Below are 15441 nucleotides of genomic sequence, written 5' to 3' on the forward strand. Positions count from 1 at the left end.
TATTGTCCCGTGCTGAAAAAGTTCATGTCGATACGAGCAGCCCGGCCAGCAGCAGCCAGACGAGCAGAAGGAAATGCCAATAGAGTGCACATAGACCGGTATGACGCAGGTTGCGGGCGACCAGCGCCCGGCCGGCGGCGACCAGTCCGCCGATGATGTGACAGCCATGGAGCGCGGTCAGCAGATAGAAGAAGGCGTTGGCCGGATTGGCGGACAGATAATAGCCCGCCGCCTGATAATGGCGCCAGAGCAACCATTGCCCGACGAGGAAGCCCAGCCCCAGCGCTGCCCCCGCAAACGACGCCTGCGCCGCCTGCCGCCGTTCGTCGCGCATGGCCGCGCGCCGGGCAACTTCCCAGGCCAGGCTGCTACCGATCAGGATCGCGCTGTTGATCCACAGCAGAGGCGGATCGGGCATCGGCACCCAGTCCTCGCCACTATGGCCCATGGCGGCATGCAGCCCCATGCGCATCAGATAGGCCGCCGTCAGCAGCGAGAACATCACCATCGCGACAGCGAAATAGACAATCAGGCCCACCGCGCCCGCCGACGGACGATCGGGGCGATTGTCTATTTCGCTGTCGCTCGAAGCATCCCAGCTTTTCTCGGTGAGGCGGGCAAGGATACTCATGCCCGCGGTTCCGTCTGGGGGATGAAGTCGCGTGGCGCCCCCGGCACGCTATAGTCATAGGCCCAGCGATAGACGACCGGCAGCTTCGCCCCCCAGTTGCCATGGGCCGGCGGTGTGTCGGGCGTCAGCCATTCCAGACTAGCCGCGCCCCAGGGATTGGGATCGGCTTTCGGCCCGCGGAACAGGCTCCAGATCATGTTGATGAAGAACAGCCCCTGCGCCGCGAACACGATCAGCGCCGCGATACTGATCCATTCATTGGCGAGGTGGACCGACTGAGGGATGAAGGCGGTTTCGCCCAGCGCATAATAGCGGCGGGGCACGCCCAATATGCCCAGATAATGCATCGGCAGGAAAATCGCATAGACGCCCAGGAAGGTGATCCAGAAATGGAGCTTGCCCAGCGTCTCGTTCCACATCCGCCCGAAAATCTTGGGATACCAGTGATAGATGGCGCCGAAGATCACCAACACCGGCGACACCCCCATGACCATATGGAAATGGGCGACGACGAAGAAAGTGTCGGACAGTGGCACGTCGACGCTGACATTGCCCAGAAACAGGCCCGACAGCCCGCCATGGATGAAGGTGAAGATGAAGGCGATGGCGAACAGCATCGGCACGCGCAGATGAATGTCGCCGCGCCACAGGGTCAGCAGCCAGTTATAGACCTTGATCGCGGTCGGGACGGCGATGACCAGTGTCGAGGTCGCAAAAAAGAACCCGAAATAGGGGTTCATCCCCGACACATACATATGGTGCGCCCAGACGACAAAGCTGAGCGCGCCGATGATGACGATCGCCCAGACCATCATGCGGTATCCGAAGATGTTGCGGCGGGCATGGACGCTGATGAGGTCGGACACGATGCCGAAAGCGGGCAGGGCGACGATATAGACTTCGGGATGGCCGAAGAACCAGAAGAGATGCTGGAACAGCAACGGACTGCCCCCTTCGGTCGGAGTGATGCGGCCCATCGACTGCATCGTCGGCATGAAGAAACTGGTGCCGGCCAGATGATCGAACAGCATCATGATCGCCGCGACGAACAGCGCTGGAAAGGCGAGCAGGCCCATGACCGAGGCGGTGAAGATGCCCCACACCGACAGCGGCATCCGCATCAGCGTCATGCCCTTCGTCCGCGCCTGAAGCACGGTCGTCACATAGTTGAGGCCGCCCATGGTGAAGGCCACGACGAAGATGGCGAGGCTGACGAGCATCGTGACGATGCCCCATTGATGCCCCGGCGTGCCTTCCGAGATGGCCTGCGGCGGATAGAGCGTCCATCCCGCGCCGGTCGGACCGCCCGGCACGAAGAACCCCGTCACCAGCACGATCACCGACAACAGATAGAGCCAGTAGCTGAGCATATTGACGAAGGGGAACACCATGTCCCGCGCGCCGATCATCAGCGGGATCAGATAGTTACCGAAGCCACCGAGCAGCAAGGCGGTCAGCAGATACACGACCATGATCATGCCGTGCATCGACACGAATTGCAGATAATTGTCCGGCTGGATCGCGGGAAAGCTCCCCGGAAAGCCGAGTTGCAGCCGCATCAACGCCGACAGGACCAGCGCCACCAGCCCGATCGAAATCGCAGTGCAGCTATATTGGATGGCGATGACCTTGTGATCCTGGCTCCAGACATATCGCGTGACCCAGCTATGGGGATGGTGCAGCGGGCGCAGATCGTCGGCCAGGGTGGTAGCCATTAGCGGGCGCTCCTGATGATGTCATTGGCAGTGGGGAATGCGGTGGCGATCGCCTGGCCCGGCACGGAGCAGGCACTGGCCCTGACCAGCATGGCGGAGAGCGCGGCGGGAGGTGCATCCGCCAATATCTGGCCGAAGCTCACCTGTTGCGCCTGCCAGTTCGCGAAGGCCTTGGGCGATTCCACCACCACCTTGCCACGCATCTCATGATGGCCGGTGCCGCACAGTTCGGCGCACAATATGTCGAACGTCCCGGTTTTCGTGGGCGTCATCCAGAAATAGGTGACGATGCCGGGCACCAGATCCATCTTGGCCCGAAATTCCGGCACGTAGAAATCGTGCAGCACATCCTTCGACCGCAGCACCATTTTCACCGGTTTGCCGATCGGCAGGTGAAGGTCGCCCGCCTCGACCAGCAGGTCGTCCCGCCCAAAGGGATCGAGCGGATCGAGGCCCAGCACATTGTCGGGCGTCACATATTTGACGGCCGCAGCGCCCAGCACGCCATCGGGGCCGGGATAGCGGAACGCCCATTGCCACTGCTGGCCGACCGCCTCGACGATGGCGGCCTCCTGCGGAACGGACACATATTTGGCCCATGCGACAAGGCCCGGCGCCAGCAGTCCCGCGACCGCGATCGCCGTCCAGATCGTCAACCGCTTTTCCAGAGAGCTGTTTTCCGGTTCATAATGCGCGCGATGTCCCGCGCGATGCCGATAGCGGATCAATACCCACGCGAGGAAGAGATTGAGCAGAACGAAAGCCGCGGCGCAGATCCACAAGGTCACATCAAGAGCCGAGTCGATCGAGCTCCAATTGGATGCGAGGGGCGTGCGCCACCAGGGACTGAACAGATGAAAGGCGACCGATCCAAACACCAGCAGAGCGATGGCGATCGCAATCGGCACAAGCCCTCTCCCATCGATAGTGAGCGCCTCGCAGCCAATTTGGTTCGGCTCTTCGAGTCGGCCCCGGAAATAACCGTGTCGGATATCTTATAGAAAAATACAGTGCCGTGATAGTGTTACACGTCACCTCGAAAGACGGAGACAAAGCCTTTCGCGCCTTGCCAGCCCCATGAATTACCGAGAAAGCGCATACGGATATTCCTCTACAACCGGTGCATTGACGATCCGGGTCGCAGGACTTTCATCATTCATGACATGCACAGGCGAGCCATCGTCGGCTGCCGCATGAATTGCGGAAAAGGACCACCAAAAAGAAGTACCCATTTTGGCAGGAGCCATAGCCCTTTTTCGAAACCGCTCGTTTGTGCCGAATTTTCCAGTTGTTGATCGAATCAACATTATTTAATGTTGATTCGATCAATAATGAAGGATTGTGATGGCTCAACGGGATCAGGCGGAAAATGTCGCGGCTTTGCGGGCGTTCAACCGGGTTTACACAAGCAAGCTCGGATTGCTGAACCGGCATCTCGACAACAGCCCCTTCACGCTGAGCGAGGCCCGCATTCTCTACGAGCTCGCCCATCGATCGGCCCCGACCGCGGCGGAGATCGCACGCGCTCTAGGTCTTGACCGTGGGCAAATCAGCCGGACGTTGAAGCGTTTCGCCGACCGCGGCCTTGTCGAGGCGCGAGACGATCCCAGACATGGACGTCACCAGCTTCTTTCCCTCACCCAGGACGGCAAAGCGGCTTTTGCGGCTCTGGAGGCCAATACACGTGAGGCGGTGGCGGGCCTGTTGACGACGCTGCCCCCTTTCCGGCAGCGCCGCCTTATCGCGGCGACTGAAGAGATCAGAGCGATTTTCGCAACGGACACGCTCCCGATCGTCCAGCTGCGCGGCCTCGAGCCCGGCGACATCGGACGGGTCACAGAGCGCCAGGCAATGCTCTATGCAGAGGAATATGGCTGGAACCGCGACTATGAAGCGCTGGCGGCCCGAATCCTTGCCGATTTCCATCAATCCTTCGATCCTGCCCGCGAAGCCGCCTGGATTGCGGAAATGGATGGCCGCATGGTCGGCTCGATCTTTCTCGTCCGGGGCAAAACGGCCGAGGTCGCCAAGTTGAGGCTGCTCTATGTAGAACCGGACGCGCGCGGCGCCGGCGTCGGCAAGATGCTGGTCGATGCCTGCGTCCAGCGCGCCAGAGACACGGGATATGCGCGGCTGGAGCTGTGGACCAATTCCGTGCTGACAGCGGCGCGCGGCCTTTATCAGCGTGCCGGCTTCCTGTTGGTCGATGAAGCGCCGCATCATTCCTTCGGTCATGATCTTGTCGGGCAGGTCTGGTCGCTCGACTTGTGACGATGCCAGCACCGGCCACCTGCCGCATCGAAGGCGGCACAAAAGGGCTGGCAATCGCCCATATGTCGCTGTAGGGCGACCTTCGCTTTGGACGGGTGGCCGAGTGGTTTAAGGCAGCGGTCTTGAAAACCGCCGTGGGTTTACGCTCACCGTGGGTTCGAATCCCACCCCGTCCGCCAAGGCGCAGTCGCATGTCGCTGCATCAGGACGCAAAATCTTGCGAAAGGCGCTAAATACAGCGATTCAGTTGTCGCAAGTTGTCGCAGCCGGTGGCAAGGAAACGCAGCCTTGGCGGGTGCACCCGCGGGGCACCAGCTTTCGATTTTGGGGTCATCGCCGGGTGCTTACCGATACTGCTTGCAAGAAGGCCGCGGCGACGGGGGAAGCCTATCGTCTCACGGATTCGTTGGGTCTCTTCCTGCATGTGACACCGAACGGTCATCGGTCATGGCGCATGGGATACTGGATCGCCAAGGTCAAAAAGCGTTTGGTTCTCGGCTCCTATCCGGAAATGTCGCTCAAGGAAGCCCGCGAAGCGCGGGACGAGGCACGGCGGCTGGTCGCAGCCGGAACGGATCCAGCAGTGGCAAAGAAGCAACGTGCGGCGGCGCAGCTGCTGGACGCGGTGGCGACATTCAAAGTGGTGGCCGAAAGCTGGCTGGACGATCAGCGCCCGCGCTGGAACGGAAAGCATGCGAAGAATGTGGCCGAGGCCTTGGCGCGGGATCTGTATCCGTATTTCGGCTCCGTGCCGATCCGCGAAGTGACAAAGCCGATGGTGGTCCAGCGGCTGAAGGCGATCGAGGCGCGGGGCGCGATCGAGACGGCGAAGCGTCATCGGCAGCGGATACAGGAAATTTTCGCGCACGCGGATGCATTGGGCTACGACGTGAAGGATCCTTCGGACGTCCGGAAGGCCTTGAAGCCGCTGGTGAAGAAGCACTGGCCCGCGCTGACGCAGATAGAGGAACTGCGGCGGATGCTGCTCACGGTCGAGGCGCTGCCATCGCATCCGGTCAGCAAGTTGGCTTCCCGCTTCATCGCTCTGACAGCCATGCGGCCAGGCGTGGTGCATGCGCTCCCGTGGACGGAGCTGCCGGCGGACGACGCGCCGGATCCGCAGTGGATCATCCCGGCCGAGCGGATGAAGCTGTCGCTCGAGCGAAAGCAACAGGATGTGTACGACCACGTCGTGCCGCTTTCGACGCAGGCGATGGAGATTCTCAGGACGTTACGCGTTTTGACCGGGCACGGGCCGCTCGCGTTCCCCAGTTCGCGCTCGATGCGCATGCCGATCAGCGATTCCACGGTTTCGAGGCTATATCGCGAAGCGGGATATCAGGGGCGGCATGTGCCGCACGGATGGCGCTCAAGCTTCTCGACCATCATGAACGAAATCGCGATGGTGGAAGAGCGTCCGGGCGATCGCGTCGTAATCGACATCATGCTTGCCCACATGCAGGAGGGCACCGAGCCAATCTACAACCGGGCGGCATACATGCCCCGGCGCCGCGAGATCGCGCAACGCTGGGCGAATATGCTGCTGGACGGCATGCCGCCGCCATCTGCGTTGCTGATGCTGCCCAGGCGCTGACGCGCCGGGAGGCGCACGCATGAGCGGAGCCTCCGATGCACGGGCAATTTCGCGGCAAACGCGGAAGCTGATCAAGGACGCCGGCGGCAGGCTTGGCGGCAAGCGCCGCGGTCACGATCCTGTATGGCGACACAGCTTCGACATCGATAGCCGGCAGGCCGACGTCTTCCGGCCGATCGCGGACGGCACCGTAGCTGGCGGTCTCGCCTGGGCTGACGACTATCTGCGCCTGGCCAAGGAATATGACGTCATTCACAAAAAGAAGGGCGAACGCAGTCCTTTGATGGCGAATGGTATCCGGGTACTGGAGGCGCTTCTCCGCAACTTCCTCGACTTCAAGACCGGCCAACTCGATCCGGCGATCACCGCGTTGATGAAAGTGACGGCGCTATCGAAGAATGCGGTAGTCGACTCGCTCAAACGCTTGAAGGACCATGGCTTTCTCGATTGGGTGCGCCGTAGCGAGAGAACGACCAATGTCGGGGAGGCCGGACCGCAGCGTCAACAGACGACGAACGCCTATCATTTCGACATCGGCCGGCTGGGGAGGGCGCTCGGCGATGCCGGGCGCGCCGTGCGTGCGCGCTTCCTGAACCTCAGGGAGGCCCGTCGTCGGCGCGCGGCACAAATCCCCCATCCTGCCCAGCTACAGCCCCACAGCGCCCCACAGCCGCAAACAAGCGGCGATCCAACCATGGAGGCGATCCTGAAACGGATCGAAGTCGGGTTAGAGGCGCGAGTTTAGAAATGGATATGTTCACCTTCACAGGGGTTTAAGAGGATAAGGTCAGCCTTCGGCTGGCGCTATTTGAGGCACTTACGAAGCACCCTTAGAAATGATTAAAGCCCACGGCGTCCTATCGCGCCGTAGGGGGCGGGGAGGCTGTGGCCTCCCCGCTTGGCTCCCCAGGGGGCCAAGAGGTTAGGATCGCCCGTCAGGGCAAAATCTCGGCTCCTGCGGCATCGTCGAGGGGAAAATTCGCGATGATGAGCTCACCGACCCGCTTGGCCTGGCCCGTTGCGCTGGTGGCAATGCTGTAACTGACATCGACCGTGCGCATCTGGAACCGCGAAAAGACGGCCCGCGCGCCGGGCGTGTCATTGATGGACAAAAGGAAATTGCCGCGGATGCCGGCGAGCTGGTCTGCCAGCTTTTCGAAATCGGCACGATCGAAAACCCCGGCGCCATAATCCCGCTCGCAATTCCAGTATGGCGGATCAAGATAGAAGAGCATGCCGGGCCGGTCGTATCGGCGAATGAAGTCGGCGAAGCTGAGCCGCTCGATGATGACCGGCTGCAACCGGTCGCGAATGGCCGCGAGCGTCGCGCGCAGCCGCGCGAGATTGAAGCGCGCCGGCGACCGGCTGTCGACGCCGAAACTTCGGCCGACGATCTTTCCGCCGAACGCCAGGCGCTGAAGATATAGGAAACGCGCCGCGCGCTCGATATCGGTCAGGCAGGCCGGGTCGATCGAGCGCTGCCGCTCGAACTCCTCGCGGCCGGCCAGCAGCCAATCCAGTTCATCGACCAACGCTTGATAGTGCCGGCGAACGACACGGAACAGCGTCGTCACATCGCCGGAGATATCGTTGATCGCTTCGAAGCGCGGCCGGGCCGCGCGTCGGAAGAATATTCCTCCCATGCCGACGAACGGCTCGGCATAGCCGTCATGGTCGACGGACTGGATGATGCCGCAGATCCGGCGGGCAAGATTGCGTTTGCCGCCGAGGTAGCCGGCGGCAGGGGAAACAGGTGCGATTTTCTCAAGGGTCATGGGTAGGCCTTCAGGCGGCCGCTCGATCGGCGGTCGGGTTCGGGCTCACAGGCCTCAGACAATTAAAGCTGCCGCAGCGCGGGCATTTGATCTCGATCGCCGCTGCGATCGCGCCAGGCGCGGACTTGAACAGAAGTTTACGGCAGGAAGCGCATTTCGTTGAAATACAAACAGAATCATTTGACGATTGCATGGAGGCACTCCACAAGCCCGCCACCCGTATGCGCGGGTGCGGGACGGCCAGTCGGCCAACTGTGTCGTGGCGAGCGTGTACCTCGTCGGTTTATCGGGTTGCAGCCCGGTAGCGGTCATCGGCCACCCACTGGACCGGCGTGGCGCGTAATGCCGCGAGCTGGCGCTGGACCTGATCGACATTGGCGGTGGGCACCTTGACCCGTACCGACATGGTGCGGGAAAATCCGCGCGGTACGACGGTAGTGACACCGAAATCGTCCGTCTCGCGCCGACTATAATCGACAATGCCGATCGTAGGCGCCGTTTCCGTCGCCCCGATCTCGATGACGGCGCCGCCGTCCAGGATTACCTTCATGCAGCGCGGCCCGCCACCGTGATGGCGTCGCCGCCGCTGTCGTTCGTCACATCCTCCAGCTTGCGCTTGATCGCCCCGGTGTTGCTCGCCGTCTGGGCATGGCCCGCATTATTATCGCTGCGCAGTTGGGCCACCTCATCACGCAACGCCTTGATCTCGACGGCCAGATTGTCGTTGGCAGACGTCGACGGCGCCGATGCCTGAACGGCCGTAGAGGCTGCAGTGAGGACCGTGCTGTCGGCCGCGCCGGCACTCGCGCCGTTGGCTGCCATGATGGAGGCATAGACCGATTCCAGCGTGGCGGCCGTCTGTGCCTTCACCCGGTCCAGTTCCTGCTTGCTCGTGGCCGCCAGGGCGGCAGCCTGAAGAAGCGATTGGGACAGGCCGGTCAACGACGACGCGGCATCCTGGTCGCCGCCCTTCTCCCTGAGCCTGTCGCCTGCGACAACGTGCGTGCTCATGCTGACGCGACGTCCAATGTGATGGCCTGCCACCCGGCCTGCGCGTCATCGCGCTGATACATGCGGATGTACCGCTTGGATCCAACGACGCGGATGCTGTCCCGGATGGCCTTCATGGCGTTCTGCCACCGCTGATCGGCGATATCGTATCGCAGCAGGGAGAAAAGCGCGCTCCTGTTCAGCCGGCCCTGACTATCGACGTCGAAAGCCCGGGTGATGATGGCTCGGATCTCGGTGCGGCTGTCAGCCGACCATTCCCGAAGGCATTCATCGACCAGGCCCTTGGCCACCTGAAGCTCGGGACCGAACAGGATATTGTCGGCGACGGCGACCTTGATCTGAAGCGTGCCGTCATAGGAGGTGAAGACCAGGTTGCCCTTCGCTCCACCACGCTGCGACTGATACTCCTGCTCGAGCAAGGCAACCAGCGCATCGACGTCATCGAAGCTGTGCTCCCGAAAGCGAGCAATCTGGGAGGAGAGGGGCAGGGCATGGCCAACGATCTTGCGGACCAGCTCATCCTGAAGCTTGTCGATCGTCTTGACGACATCGTCGGGGATCAGCCCGCCATCGCCGTTGGTCCAGTAGACCTTGCCATCGATCTCGCGCCGACCGGCGGGAACGCCTGCGGCCGGTCCGCTGGTTGACACAGCGCTGTCGCCTTTCGGGGAAGTGGCGCTCGCTGTGCCGGCGCATGGAACGTCGTTCATCACCGCGCGCGCCCGGCGATGCAGTGGGCCGACCGAGCAGCAGGGCCGACCGATTGGCCAGACTTGGCTTGGGCGACCAGGCTGCGCATCAGCCGCTTACTGACGCGCATTTCGCCATCGCCCGCCGCAAGGCCTTCCAGCTGGGCGATATCGGCCTCGCTCACGACGCGGCTGCCCTGCGTAAATCAACGACGCGCGGCCAGTGATAGCCGATCGGCTTATCGTCAGCGTCGAGAATGAGGCCGCCGCGCGGCACGCGCACAGGGTGCCACTGGCCCTGCGCATCCTTGGCGATGCTGAATGGCGTGCGGGCATAGCCGCGCGCCTTCAGCCCGCGGATTTCCATCCTGCGTGGCAAGCTGCTCAATGACGTCTCCTGAAAGCTCGGATCAGAACCAGACTCTGCCTTTGCCGCCCTCGGTCTCGATGCTGATCGGCGGGGCCGATGGCGTCTCGCGTCTAAAGGGCGCGATGATGGAGGCGGCTATGGCCAAGGCCCGTTCTTCGAAGTCGGCATAACGGTCGTCATGGCGGCCACGGGGAGGAAGACGGGCGTCGCGGATCAGCATGTCCAGCGCACGGCTGGCATCCTCAAGCCGATCGGCGATCGAAGGTTTGGGCATCGCAGAACCTCCATCATCGCAAAAGAGCCCGCCGAGTGGGGTCGGCGGGCTCCAGGCGCAGTTCATGCGGGGTCGGATTTGGCCGTTATGTGGCCACTTGGGCAGGCTCGTTTTTGTAACGCCCTCACTTTTTTATAGATGTGTCACTTAAATGTTGACGTGCAACCATGTGTCACTTATAAATGACACATGGAAACGAAGCAGACCCACGAATTTTCCGAATGGTTCGACGGCCTCCGTGATGTGAAGGCAAAGTCGAAGATTGCGGGTCGGATCGCGCGGGTGGAAATCGGCCTGATGGGCGATGTGAAGTCGGTGGGCGACGGCGTTTCAGAGATGCGGATCGACTATGGCCCCGGATACCGCCTCTATTTCACCCGAAGGGGCAAGCAATTGATCATCCTGTTGATCGGCGGAGACAAAGGTAGCCAGCAACGGGACATCGCAAAGGCAAAGGAAATGGCGGATCAGATTCCCTGACCCGCCGCTAAATGGAGGTTCAAATGGCTATCGAACTCAAGCCCTTTGACGGGGCAAAATATCTGACTGATCCGGAAGATCAGCAGGAGCTTCTGGACGACGCCATCGCCAGCGGCGACGTCCATATCGTTGCCAAGGCCATTGGCTACGTCGCGCGGGCGCGCGGAATGACGGAACTGGCGAACGAAACCGGCATTAAGCGTCAGGCGCTGTATCGTGCCTTCAGCGATCAGGGGAACCCCACGCTTGAAACGCTGCTGAAGGTGCTGCCTGCGTTGGGATTGCGGATGCGCGTGGAGCAGGCCGCCTGATACTTCCCGGGTGCGGGGCAGCGCTACAGCAGCCCCGCCTGCGCTGCGAGCAGATCCGCAGGGCTGACTTCCTTGCGCACGTCGCGATGGATCCGCGCCCAGTTGGCAAGTGCCTCGGTCAACGTCCGTCGCGCGCGGCGCGCATGCATCCCCTGTCCCTGCGCCGCGCGCGCCAGGCCCACATCGCGCACGATGATATCCAGGACAAGCGTGGCCGCCTTCGGGCCGATTGCGCTACGCCAGCGGCTATAGGCCATCTCGCGCCACACCGCGCCGAGTGCCTCGAAGAACGCATCGCCATGGCGGCTCGTATCGACGCGGGTTTCCATGCTTGCCGTCCGGACATTTACGTCGGCGCCGATCGCGTCGGCGACCGCGCGTATCTCCTCGGCCATCGCCAGCTCGTCGTCATCGAGATAGCCCGAACTGTGCAGGCGCGCGATCGCGCCGGCACGTCGGCGGCTATGCGCCTCGTGCGTTTCCGGCGTGCCTTCGCGTTTGTGCGACCAGCGCTTCAGCAGCGCTGCGCGTTGTTTCCGTAGAGCACGTTGCTCGCGATCGGTGCGGCGTCGTGCCAGTGCGGCACGCGTTTCGGTCGGAGACGGCATTTCGGCCGAATGGCCGTGAGGGACTGTGGCGGCCTCTGCCCTGATATCTTCACGAGGTGTCATGGTGGCGATCATGCGCGCGCGCGTGATCGCTGGGCAGGCTCGCTTTTGTAACGCTGCACCTGGTCAGCCGAATTTCACGCAAAGCCGGCCCTCGTGGTCGATATCGACCAGAGGGGGAGGGGGCGCGACCAGCTGGAGCCGCCCACGGTTCACTTCCCACCCCTCATTCTGCAGGAGCCGCAGCGCCTCCTCCTGCGTCTCGGCCGGTCGGATGCCGCGCGTCTGGCTCGGAACGCGATGGATCCGGCCTTCCCGCGCCAGCTTGCGGATGGCGTCCTGGACACGCGAGCGGTTCGTGCCGACGGCCGCTGCGATCTCGCTCAGCGACGGGCCGACGCCATGATGGGCGTAGAACTGGCGGATGAAGTCCAGAACCTGCAGCTTCCTCGACGCCATCTCGGGCGCGAGGCGCATCACCTCGATTACGACCCCCATAATGCCTCCCACTGACCAAAGTGGAACATATGGCGAAAAGCGTAAAAAATCCAGCTATCGGCGCTCGTTAGGCGGGCCGGCTGCCAACGTGGATTGTCGGATGCGCCCCATATCCACTATCGCAGATCCTCGACCGCTGATCGGATTACCTGCCATGAACTTCTCGCTGCCCCTGATCCTCTTCGCGCTGTTCCTTGGCCTTGGCTTCGCCCTGGTGAGGACGCCGATCGGCCGCGCCTGTCGCGGCCGATCGGCTATCTACTGGAGCGTCGCCTTCGCGATCGGCGCGCTGGGATCCACGCTCAGCTTTGGCGCGGTGCAGTTGTTGCGCTAAACCCTATGAAGAAAGCAGCAGCTCATCGACAGCCCGTCAGTGCAACTCATGCAACGGTCCAACCGACGCGGCGTAATCTTCTGGCACGTCGATTTCCATCTTCGACATAGCAGCGTCCCAAGACTTCTTGTTCTTTGATCGGGCAGCGATCAACGCCTGTGTGCGGTTCACCTCAAGAATGGCAAAAAACACGCGGCCAAGCGCCATCACCCTACCGATTAGTAAGGCGATGAGTAGGCACACGAAAATAAGGAATGCTTTTTGCGCCCACCACGGCGACGTCGTCACGAAACCTTCCTCACCTCCTCCGACTGACAGGGTTGCAAGCGCAGCTATCGATATAGCCGCTAAGGCGAAAGTGGTCACCAACACGCGCAAGATCATGTGCAGCTGCGCATACAGCTGATCTATTAAGTTGGGTGTCCGTTCCTCTGCCTTCATCGCATTGACGACGAGAGTCATGCTCGGAAAAATGCCAGTCGCGAGTAAGGCGATTGCCGGTACCAGCAAGCGGCCAACATCAACGGCGATCGGCGTAGGGACACACCAACCGATCATCACTGCAAGCAAACAAAGAAGGATGGTGAGCTTCACGCTGGACCCATGGAAATCTCGCCGTTCTGGTTCCACCTGTACAACTGATCGGTGATTTTTGCCAGCGCATCCTTAACATCCAGGACCGCGCCCCTTTGCTCAATTCGCGCGGGTTCAGACAACTGGATCATATTGCCCCGGCCTTTTTGCCCCTTCGCATCGAAGGCTAGCTGGTCGGGTGGCAGATTTCGGTAGGCATGATCTAGGGTGTCTACCGACAGTGGCTTGACCTTGTTTCCTTCCTTGATGAACACCTTGAAATCGCCTTCCAGTCTGCCGCCCGGTGGGACATCGTCCTCCACGGCCTGGATCGCGTCCTCTCCGAAACCCAAGAGCCGAAGCACATCCAGCACGGTACCGCCTTTCCCTTTCGCATGCTTACGCAGCTTAGATCCCGCCCCCTTATCGCGACCATTGGATTCGGCTTGGATTGTCATGGCCTTGGCGGCGCTTCGCTTCTTTCCATCCGTGACTTCTATCTTAGCGCTAAGCTCGATGCGGTCTTCCCCACCGATTATCGTCGTGACGTCCTTCAGCAACCAGGTCAGATAGCGTTCCAGCCATCGCGGAGTGACGGAATTCGAAGCAATGACGCCCAAATGGTCACCGATCACGACGAAATACAACGCACCTTCGACGGGCTTGTTCTTCCCATCCGTTTGGAATTGCTTGATGCTGAAACTCTTCTGCGTCGTGTCCAGCATTTCTTCGATAGCGGGAACGTCGAACCCTTTGCGATAAAGGATTAATTCGCCGCCAAAGGCATCCTTGGCGTCTTCTTCCCCAGTGAAATTGTTGAGCAGCGTGATCTGACCGTTCTGCTCAAGGTCTGCGATCCGCGCTCGCGCGCACTGCCCCACCACGTCGTCATTGCGATGGGCGCGAAGGGCGGCGCGCAATGCATCCAAAAGGGTTTCCCCATTCAATCCAGATATTTTCCGATGCAAGTAACGATACTGGATACTGCGAACGACTTTAGGCACGCACGACACTCCTCTGCGTTTTGATATACCTTGGCTTTATCGCGCTGCGCGAGCAGCATTGTCGGCCGCATTAAGTGCGGCATTCATTGCGTCGTCGGCCGCCTGTGATGCACGCTCGGCGGCGCTTTCCGTAGATCCAGCGCTTGCTTCCGCCGCCCCACGGTCGCGCGAAGCCCCGATGAAGCCAACCACGGCCAACGCCACCACACTGATCACGATAACCCAGGCCGCGATCGTCTTGTTGCGGGCGGCTTCCTCTGGGTCGGGGTGAATGTACGGGGGGATAGCCTGGACGGATTCGACCTGACCGATACCATCGCTCGCTTCGGTATCAACGGTGACGCTGGCACTGCCGGTCGCGCGGATGCGTTCCTCCAGCGTGCCTCCGACGAACAGCAGAATCCCTCCCAGGAACAACACGGATCCCGCATGGAGGGCCAACTCGCGGATCTGAGCGCGCGGTAGATTATATGTCTCCGTGAAGCGGCCCGATCCGATGACGGAACCGGTGTATGGCAGCGTCGTCATCTCTTCCTGGCTGATCGTCGACGGCAACACGAAAAGCGCGACTGCGGCAATGATGGCTCCCAGGGCTATCAAGCCCATACCCCAATTCTTCATCTATTCCCCCGTGATGACTTGAAAGTTTCAGGCGGCAGCAGCCTGAAATTCGTGACTGCAATGTTTGCAGACCAACGCGTCAGGCTTCACCAGTTCCGCGCAGCGTGGGCACTTCTTGCTGTCGCCGGACGCTATCTTGTTCGCGTCCGCTTTCTGCTCATTTCCCATGAAGAACGCAGCGATGATCCCGAAAGGCCCGAACAGAAGGCCAACGACGAACCCGATCGCACCGTTTCCGCCCTTGCTGGATGCAATCATCGCGGCGATGCCGCCGCAGATGAGCCAGATGATGACGAATTCCATAGCTATTCCCCCATTCGCAAAATCAGTCCGCGCCAGACCCATCGTCCGTCGAGTGCGTGTTGTTCACCATGCGTGTTGCAACCAGCAGCAGGGCTTCGCGGCCAACGTCGTCGAGTTTGCGAAATGCGTCCAAGAACGCGCTTTCCTGCTGGGAAAGCGCGTCACCGATCCGCTGACCTGTGACGATCCAGTACCAGTCTGCACCGGCTTCGCCGATTCGCAGCAGGTACTCGACTGAAGGCATGGTTCCGCCTTCATATCGGTTCTGGGTGTTGAGACTCACCTCTCCCAAAGCAGCCATTTCTGATTGCTTCAGGCCGAGATTTTGGCGCGCTTCGCGCAGGCGCGCGGTTAGATCACCAAAATTGGTTTCCATCGC

The 15441-nt window shown here is 61.3% G+C and carries 24 protein-coding genes and 1 tRNA gene; 7 read left to right on the forward strand and 18 right to left on the reverse strand.

Going from position 1 to position 15441, the window contains the following annotated elements:
* Nucleotides 1–22: 22 nt before the first annotated feature.
* From DM806_RS12780 to DM806_RS12790, 3 genes are read right to left on the reverse strand one after another with little or no spacing between them, the layout of a single operon-like run.
* Nucleotides 23–631, reverse strand: a complete 609-nt coding sequence (locus tag DM806_RS12780; RefSeq protein ID WP_179043567.1) for a cytochrome c oxidase subunit 3 — start codon at nt 629–631, stop codon at nt 23–25.
* Nucleotides 628–2346, reverse strand: coding sequence for a cytochrome c oxidase subunit I (locus tag DM806_RS12785; protein WP_179043568.1), 1719 nt, complete (start codon nt 2344–2346; stop codon nt 628–630). Before DM806_RS12785 ends, DM806_RS12780 begins: the two co-directional genes overlap by 4 nt.
* On the reverse strand, nt 2346–3254 hold the full coding sequence (locus tag DM806_RS12790) for a cytochrome c oxidase subunit II (protein ID WP_179043569.1): 909 nt from the start codon (nt 3252–3254) through the stop codon (nt 2346–2348). The genes DM806_RS12785 and DM806_RS12790 overlap by 1 nt, the downstream gene beginning before the upstream one ends.
* Nucleotides 3255–3690: 436 nt before the next feature.
* On the opposite strand from DM806_RS12790, the gene DM806_RS12795 reads away from it, so the two are divergent.
* The 4 genes from DM806_RS12795 (at nt 3691) to DM806_RS12810 (ending at nt 6956) form a co-directional block, all read left to right on the forward strand.
* Nucleotides 3691–4617 carry a bifunctional helix-turn-helix transcriptional regulator/GNAT family N-acetyltransferase gene (locus DM806_RS12795; protein ID WP_179043570.1) on the forward strand — a complete coding sequence of 309 codons (927 nt, stop codon included), beginning with the start codon at nt 3691–3693 and terminating at the stop codon, nt 4615–4617.
* A gap of 89 nt (nt 4618–4706) precedes the next feature.
* Nucleotides 4707–4796: transfer RNA gene (locus DM806_RS12800), tRNA-Ser, on the forward strand.
* A 38-nt stretch (nt 4797–4834) separates the two neighbouring features.
* A complete protein-coding gene (locus DM806_RS12805; protein ID WP_256869293.1) occupies nt 4835–6211 on the forward strand; it encodes a tyrosine-type recombinase/integrase in 1377 nt (458 codons plus the stop codon).
* A gap of 19 nt (nt 6212–6230) precedes the next feature.
* Nucleotides 6231–6956 carry a hypothetical protein gene (locus DM806_RS12810; RefSeq protein WP_179043571.1) on the forward strand — a complete coding sequence of 242 codons (726 nt, stop codon included), beginning with the start codon at nt 6231–6233 and terminating at the stop codon, nt 6954–6956.
* 190 nt (nt 6957–7146) lie between these two features.
* Here DM806_RS12810 and DM806_RS12815 read toward each other — a convergent pair whose 3' ends face one another.
* The 8 genes from DM806_RS12815 to DM806_RS12850 all read right to left on the reverse strand — a co-directional run bounded on the left by DM806_RS12815 (nt 7147) and on the right by DM806_RS12850 (nt 10330).
* On the reverse strand, nt 7147–7986 hold the full coding sequence (locus DM806_RS12815; RefSeq protein ID WP_179043572.1) for a DNA adenine methylase: 840 nt from the start codon (nt 7984–7986) through the stop codon (nt 7147–7149).
* Between the two features lie 10 nt (nt 7987–7996).
* Nucleotides 7997–8179 carry a Com family DNA-binding transcriptional regulator gene (locus DM806_RS27815; RefSeq protein ID WP_179043573.1) on the reverse strand — a complete coding sequence of 61 codons (183 nt, stop codon included), beginning with the start codon at nt 8177–8179 and terminating at the stop codon, nt 7997–7999.
* 90 nt (nt 8180–8269) lie between these two features.
* Nucleotides 8270–8536, reverse strand: a complete 267-nt coding sequence (locus DM806_RS12825) for a hypothetical protein (RefSeq protein WP_179043574.1) — start codon at nt 8534–8536, stop codon at nt 8270–8272.
* Nucleotides 8533–8997, reverse strand: coding sequence for a hypothetical protein (locus tag DM806_RS12830; RefSeq protein ID WP_179043575.1), 465 nt, complete (start codon nt 8995–8997; stop codon nt 8533–8535). The genes DM806_RS12825 and DM806_RS12830 overlap by 4 nt, the downstream gene beginning before the upstream one ends.
* Entirely contained in the window at nt 8994–9647 is a 654-nt protein-coding gene (locus DM806_RS12835; RefSeq protein WP_372859521.1) for a DUF3164 family protein, read from the reverse strand. The genes DM806_RS12830 and DM806_RS12835 overlap by 4 nt, the downstream gene beginning before the upstream one ends.
* Before the next feature lie 59 nt (nt 9648–9706).
* Entirely contained in the window at nt 9707–9871 is a 165-nt protein-coding gene (locus tag DM806_RS12840; protein WP_179043577.1) for a hypothetical protein, read from the reverse strand.
* Nucleotides 9868–10074 (reverse strand): hypothetical protein, encoded by a 207-nt coding sequence (locus DM806_RS12845; RefSeq protein WP_179043578.1) that lies wholly within the window; start codon nt 10072–10074, stop codon nt 9868–9870. The genes DM806_RS12840 and DM806_RS12845 overlap by 4 nt, the downstream gene beginning before the upstream one ends.
* 22 nt (nt 10075–10096) lie before the next feature.
* Entirely contained in the window at nt 10097–10330 is a 234-nt protein-coding gene (locus DM806_RS12850) for a hypothetical protein (RefSeq protein WP_179043579.1), read from the reverse strand.
* A 189-nt stretch (nt 10331–10519) separates the two neighbouring features.
* On the opposite strand from DM806_RS12850, the gene DM806_RS12855 reads away from it, so the two are divergent.
* Nucleotides 10520–10810 (forward strand): type II toxin-antitoxin system RelE/ParE family toxin, encoded by a 291-nt coding sequence (locus tag DM806_RS12855; protein ID WP_179043580.1) that lies wholly within the window; start codon nt 10520–10522, stop codon nt 10808–10810.
* 23 nt (nt 10811–10833) lie between these two features.
* Nucleotides 10834–11121, forward strand: a complete 288-nt coding sequence (locus DM806_RS12860) for an addiction module antidote protein (RefSeq protein ID WP_179043581.1) — start codon at nt 10834–10836, stop codon at nt 11119–11121.
* Between the two features lie 23 nt (nt 11122–11144).
* Here DM806_RS12860 and DM806_RS12865 read toward each other — a convergent pair whose 3' ends face one another.
* Nucleotides 11145–11804 (reverse strand): hypothetical protein, encoded by a 660-nt coding sequence (locus tag DM806_RS12865; protein WP_256869294.1) that lies wholly within the window; start codon nt 11802–11804, stop codon nt 11145–11147.
* A gap of 51 nt (nt 11805–11855) precedes the next feature.
* A complete protein-coding gene (locus DM806_RS12870) occupies nt 11856–12227 on the reverse strand; it encodes a LexA family protein (protein ID WP_179043582.1) in 372 nt (123 codons plus the stop codon).
* Nucleotides 12228–12381: 154 nt separating this feature from the next.
* Between DM806_RS12870 and DM806_RS12875 the strand changes: the two genes are divergently transcribed.
* On the forward strand, nt 12382–12561 hold the full coding sequence (locus DM806_RS12875; protein WP_179043583.1) for a hypothetical protein: 180 nt from the start codon (nt 12382–12384) through the stop codon (nt 12559–12561).
* A gap of 36 nt (nt 12562–12597) precedes the next feature.
* Here the strand turns inward: DM806_RS12875 and DM806_RS12880 are convergent, their stop codons facing one another.
* Genes DM806_RS12880 through DM806_RS12900 form a run of 5 tightly spaced genes read right to left on the reverse strand, consistent with a single transcriptional unit; the run spans nt 12598 to nt 15438 of the window.
* Complete coding sequence (locus tag DM806_RS12880; protein ID WP_179043584.1) at nt 12598–13155, reverse strand: hypothetical protein; 558 nt, start codon at nt 13153–13155, stop codon at nt 12598–12600.
* Nucleotides 13152–14138: a hypothetical protein gene (locus DM806_RS12885; protein WP_179043585.1), complete on the reverse strand. Its 987-nt coding sequence runs from the start codon at nt 14136–14138 to the stop codon at nt 13152–13154. Before DM806_RS12885 ends, DM806_RS12880 begins: the two co-directional genes overlap by 4 nt.
* Nucleotides 14139–14174: 36 nt before the next feature.
* Nucleotides 14175–14759: a hypothetical protein gene (locus tag DM806_RS12890; RefSeq protein ID WP_179043586.1), complete on the reverse strand. Its 585-nt coding sequence runs from the start codon at nt 14757–14759 to the stop codon at nt 14175–14177.
* Nucleotides 14760–14786: 27 nt separating this feature from the next.
* Complete coding sequence (locus DM806_RS12895) at nt 14787–15062, reverse strand: zinc ribbon domain-containing protein (RefSeq protein ID WP_179043587.1); 276 nt, start codon at nt 15060–15062, stop codon at nt 14787–14789.
* Between the two features lie 22 nt (nt 15063–15084).
* A complete protein-coding gene (locus DM806_RS12900; RefSeq protein ID WP_179043588.1) occupies nt 15085–15438 on the reverse strand; it encodes a helix-turn-helix domain-containing protein in 354 nt (117 codons plus the stop codon).
* Nucleotides 15439–15441 lie beyond the last annotated feature (3 nt).

It is taken from the genome of Sphingobium lactosutens (assembly GCF_013393185.1).
GTDB classification, from domain to species: Bacteria; Pseudomonadota; Alphaproteobacteria; order Sphingomonadales; family Sphingomonadaceae; genus Sphingobium; species Sphingobium lactosutens_A.

Coding starts and splice junctions, on each gene's coding strand:
- DM806_RS12780 (WP_179043567.1), bottom strand. CDS start 631: ATGAGTATCCTTGCCCGCCTCACCGAGAAAAGCTGGGATGCTTCGAGC.
- DM806_RS12785 (WP_179043568.1), bottom strand. CDS start 2,346: ATGGCTACCACCCTGGCCGACGATCTGCGCCCGCTGCACCATCCCCAT.
- DM806_RS12795 (WP_179043570.1), top strand. CDS start 3,691: ATGGCTCAACGGGATCAGGCGGAAAATGTCGCGGCTTTGCGGGCGTTC.
- DM806_RS12810 (WP_179043571.1), top strand. CDS start 6,231: ATGAGCGGAGCCTCCGATGCACGGGCAATTTCGCGGCAAACGCGGAAG.
- DM806_RS12815 (WP_179043572.1), bottom strand. CDS start 7,986: ATGACCCTTGAGAAAATCGCACCTGTTTCCCCTGCCGCCGGCTACCTC.
- DM806_RS27815 (WP_179043573.1), bottom strand. CDS start 8,179: ATGCAATCGTCAAATGATTCTGTTTGTATTTCAACGAAATGCGCTTCC.
- DM806_RS12825 (WP_179043574.1), bottom strand. CDS start 8,536: ATGAAGGTAATCCTGGACGGCGGCGCCGTCATCGAGATCGGGGCGACG.
- DM806_RS12830 (WP_179043575.1), bottom strand. CDS start 8,997: ATGAGCACGCACGTTGTCGCAGGCGACAGGCTCAGGGAGAAGGGCGGC.
- DM806_RS12850 (WP_179043579.1), bottom strand. CDS start 10,330: ATGCCCAAACCTTCGATCGCCGATCGGCTTGAGGATGCCAGCCGTGCG.
- DM806_RS12855 (WP_179043580.1), top strand. CDS start 10,520: ATGGAAACGAAGCAGACCCACGAATTTTCCGAATGGTTCGACGGCCTC.
- DM806_RS12860 (WP_179043581.1), top strand. CDS start 10,834: ATGGCTATCGAACTCAAGCCCTTTGACGGGGCAAAATATCTGACTGAT.
- DM806_RS12865 (WP_256869294.1), bottom strand. CDS start 11,804: ATGATCGCCACCATGACACCTCGTGAAGATATCAGGGCAGAGGCCGCC.
- DM806_RS12870 (WP_179043582.1), bottom strand. CDS start 12,227: ATGGGGGTCGTAATCGAGGTGATGCGCCTCGCGCCCGAGATGGCGTCG.
- DM806_RS12875 (WP_179043583.1), top strand. CDS start 12,382: ATGAACTTCTCGCTGCCCCTGATCCTCTTCGCGCTGTTCCTTGGCCTT.
- DM806_RS12890 (WP_179043586.1), bottom strand. CDS start 14,759: ATGAAGAATTGGGGTATGGGCTTGATAGCCCTGGGAGCCATCATTGCC.
- DM806_RS12895 (WP_179043587.1), bottom strand. CDS start 15,062: ATGGAATTCGTCATCATCTGGCTCATCTGCGGCGGCATCGCCGCGATG.
- DM806_RS12900 (WP_179043588.1), bottom strand. CDS start 15,438: ATGGAAACCAATTTTGGTGATCTAACCGCGCGCCTGCGCGAAGCGCGC.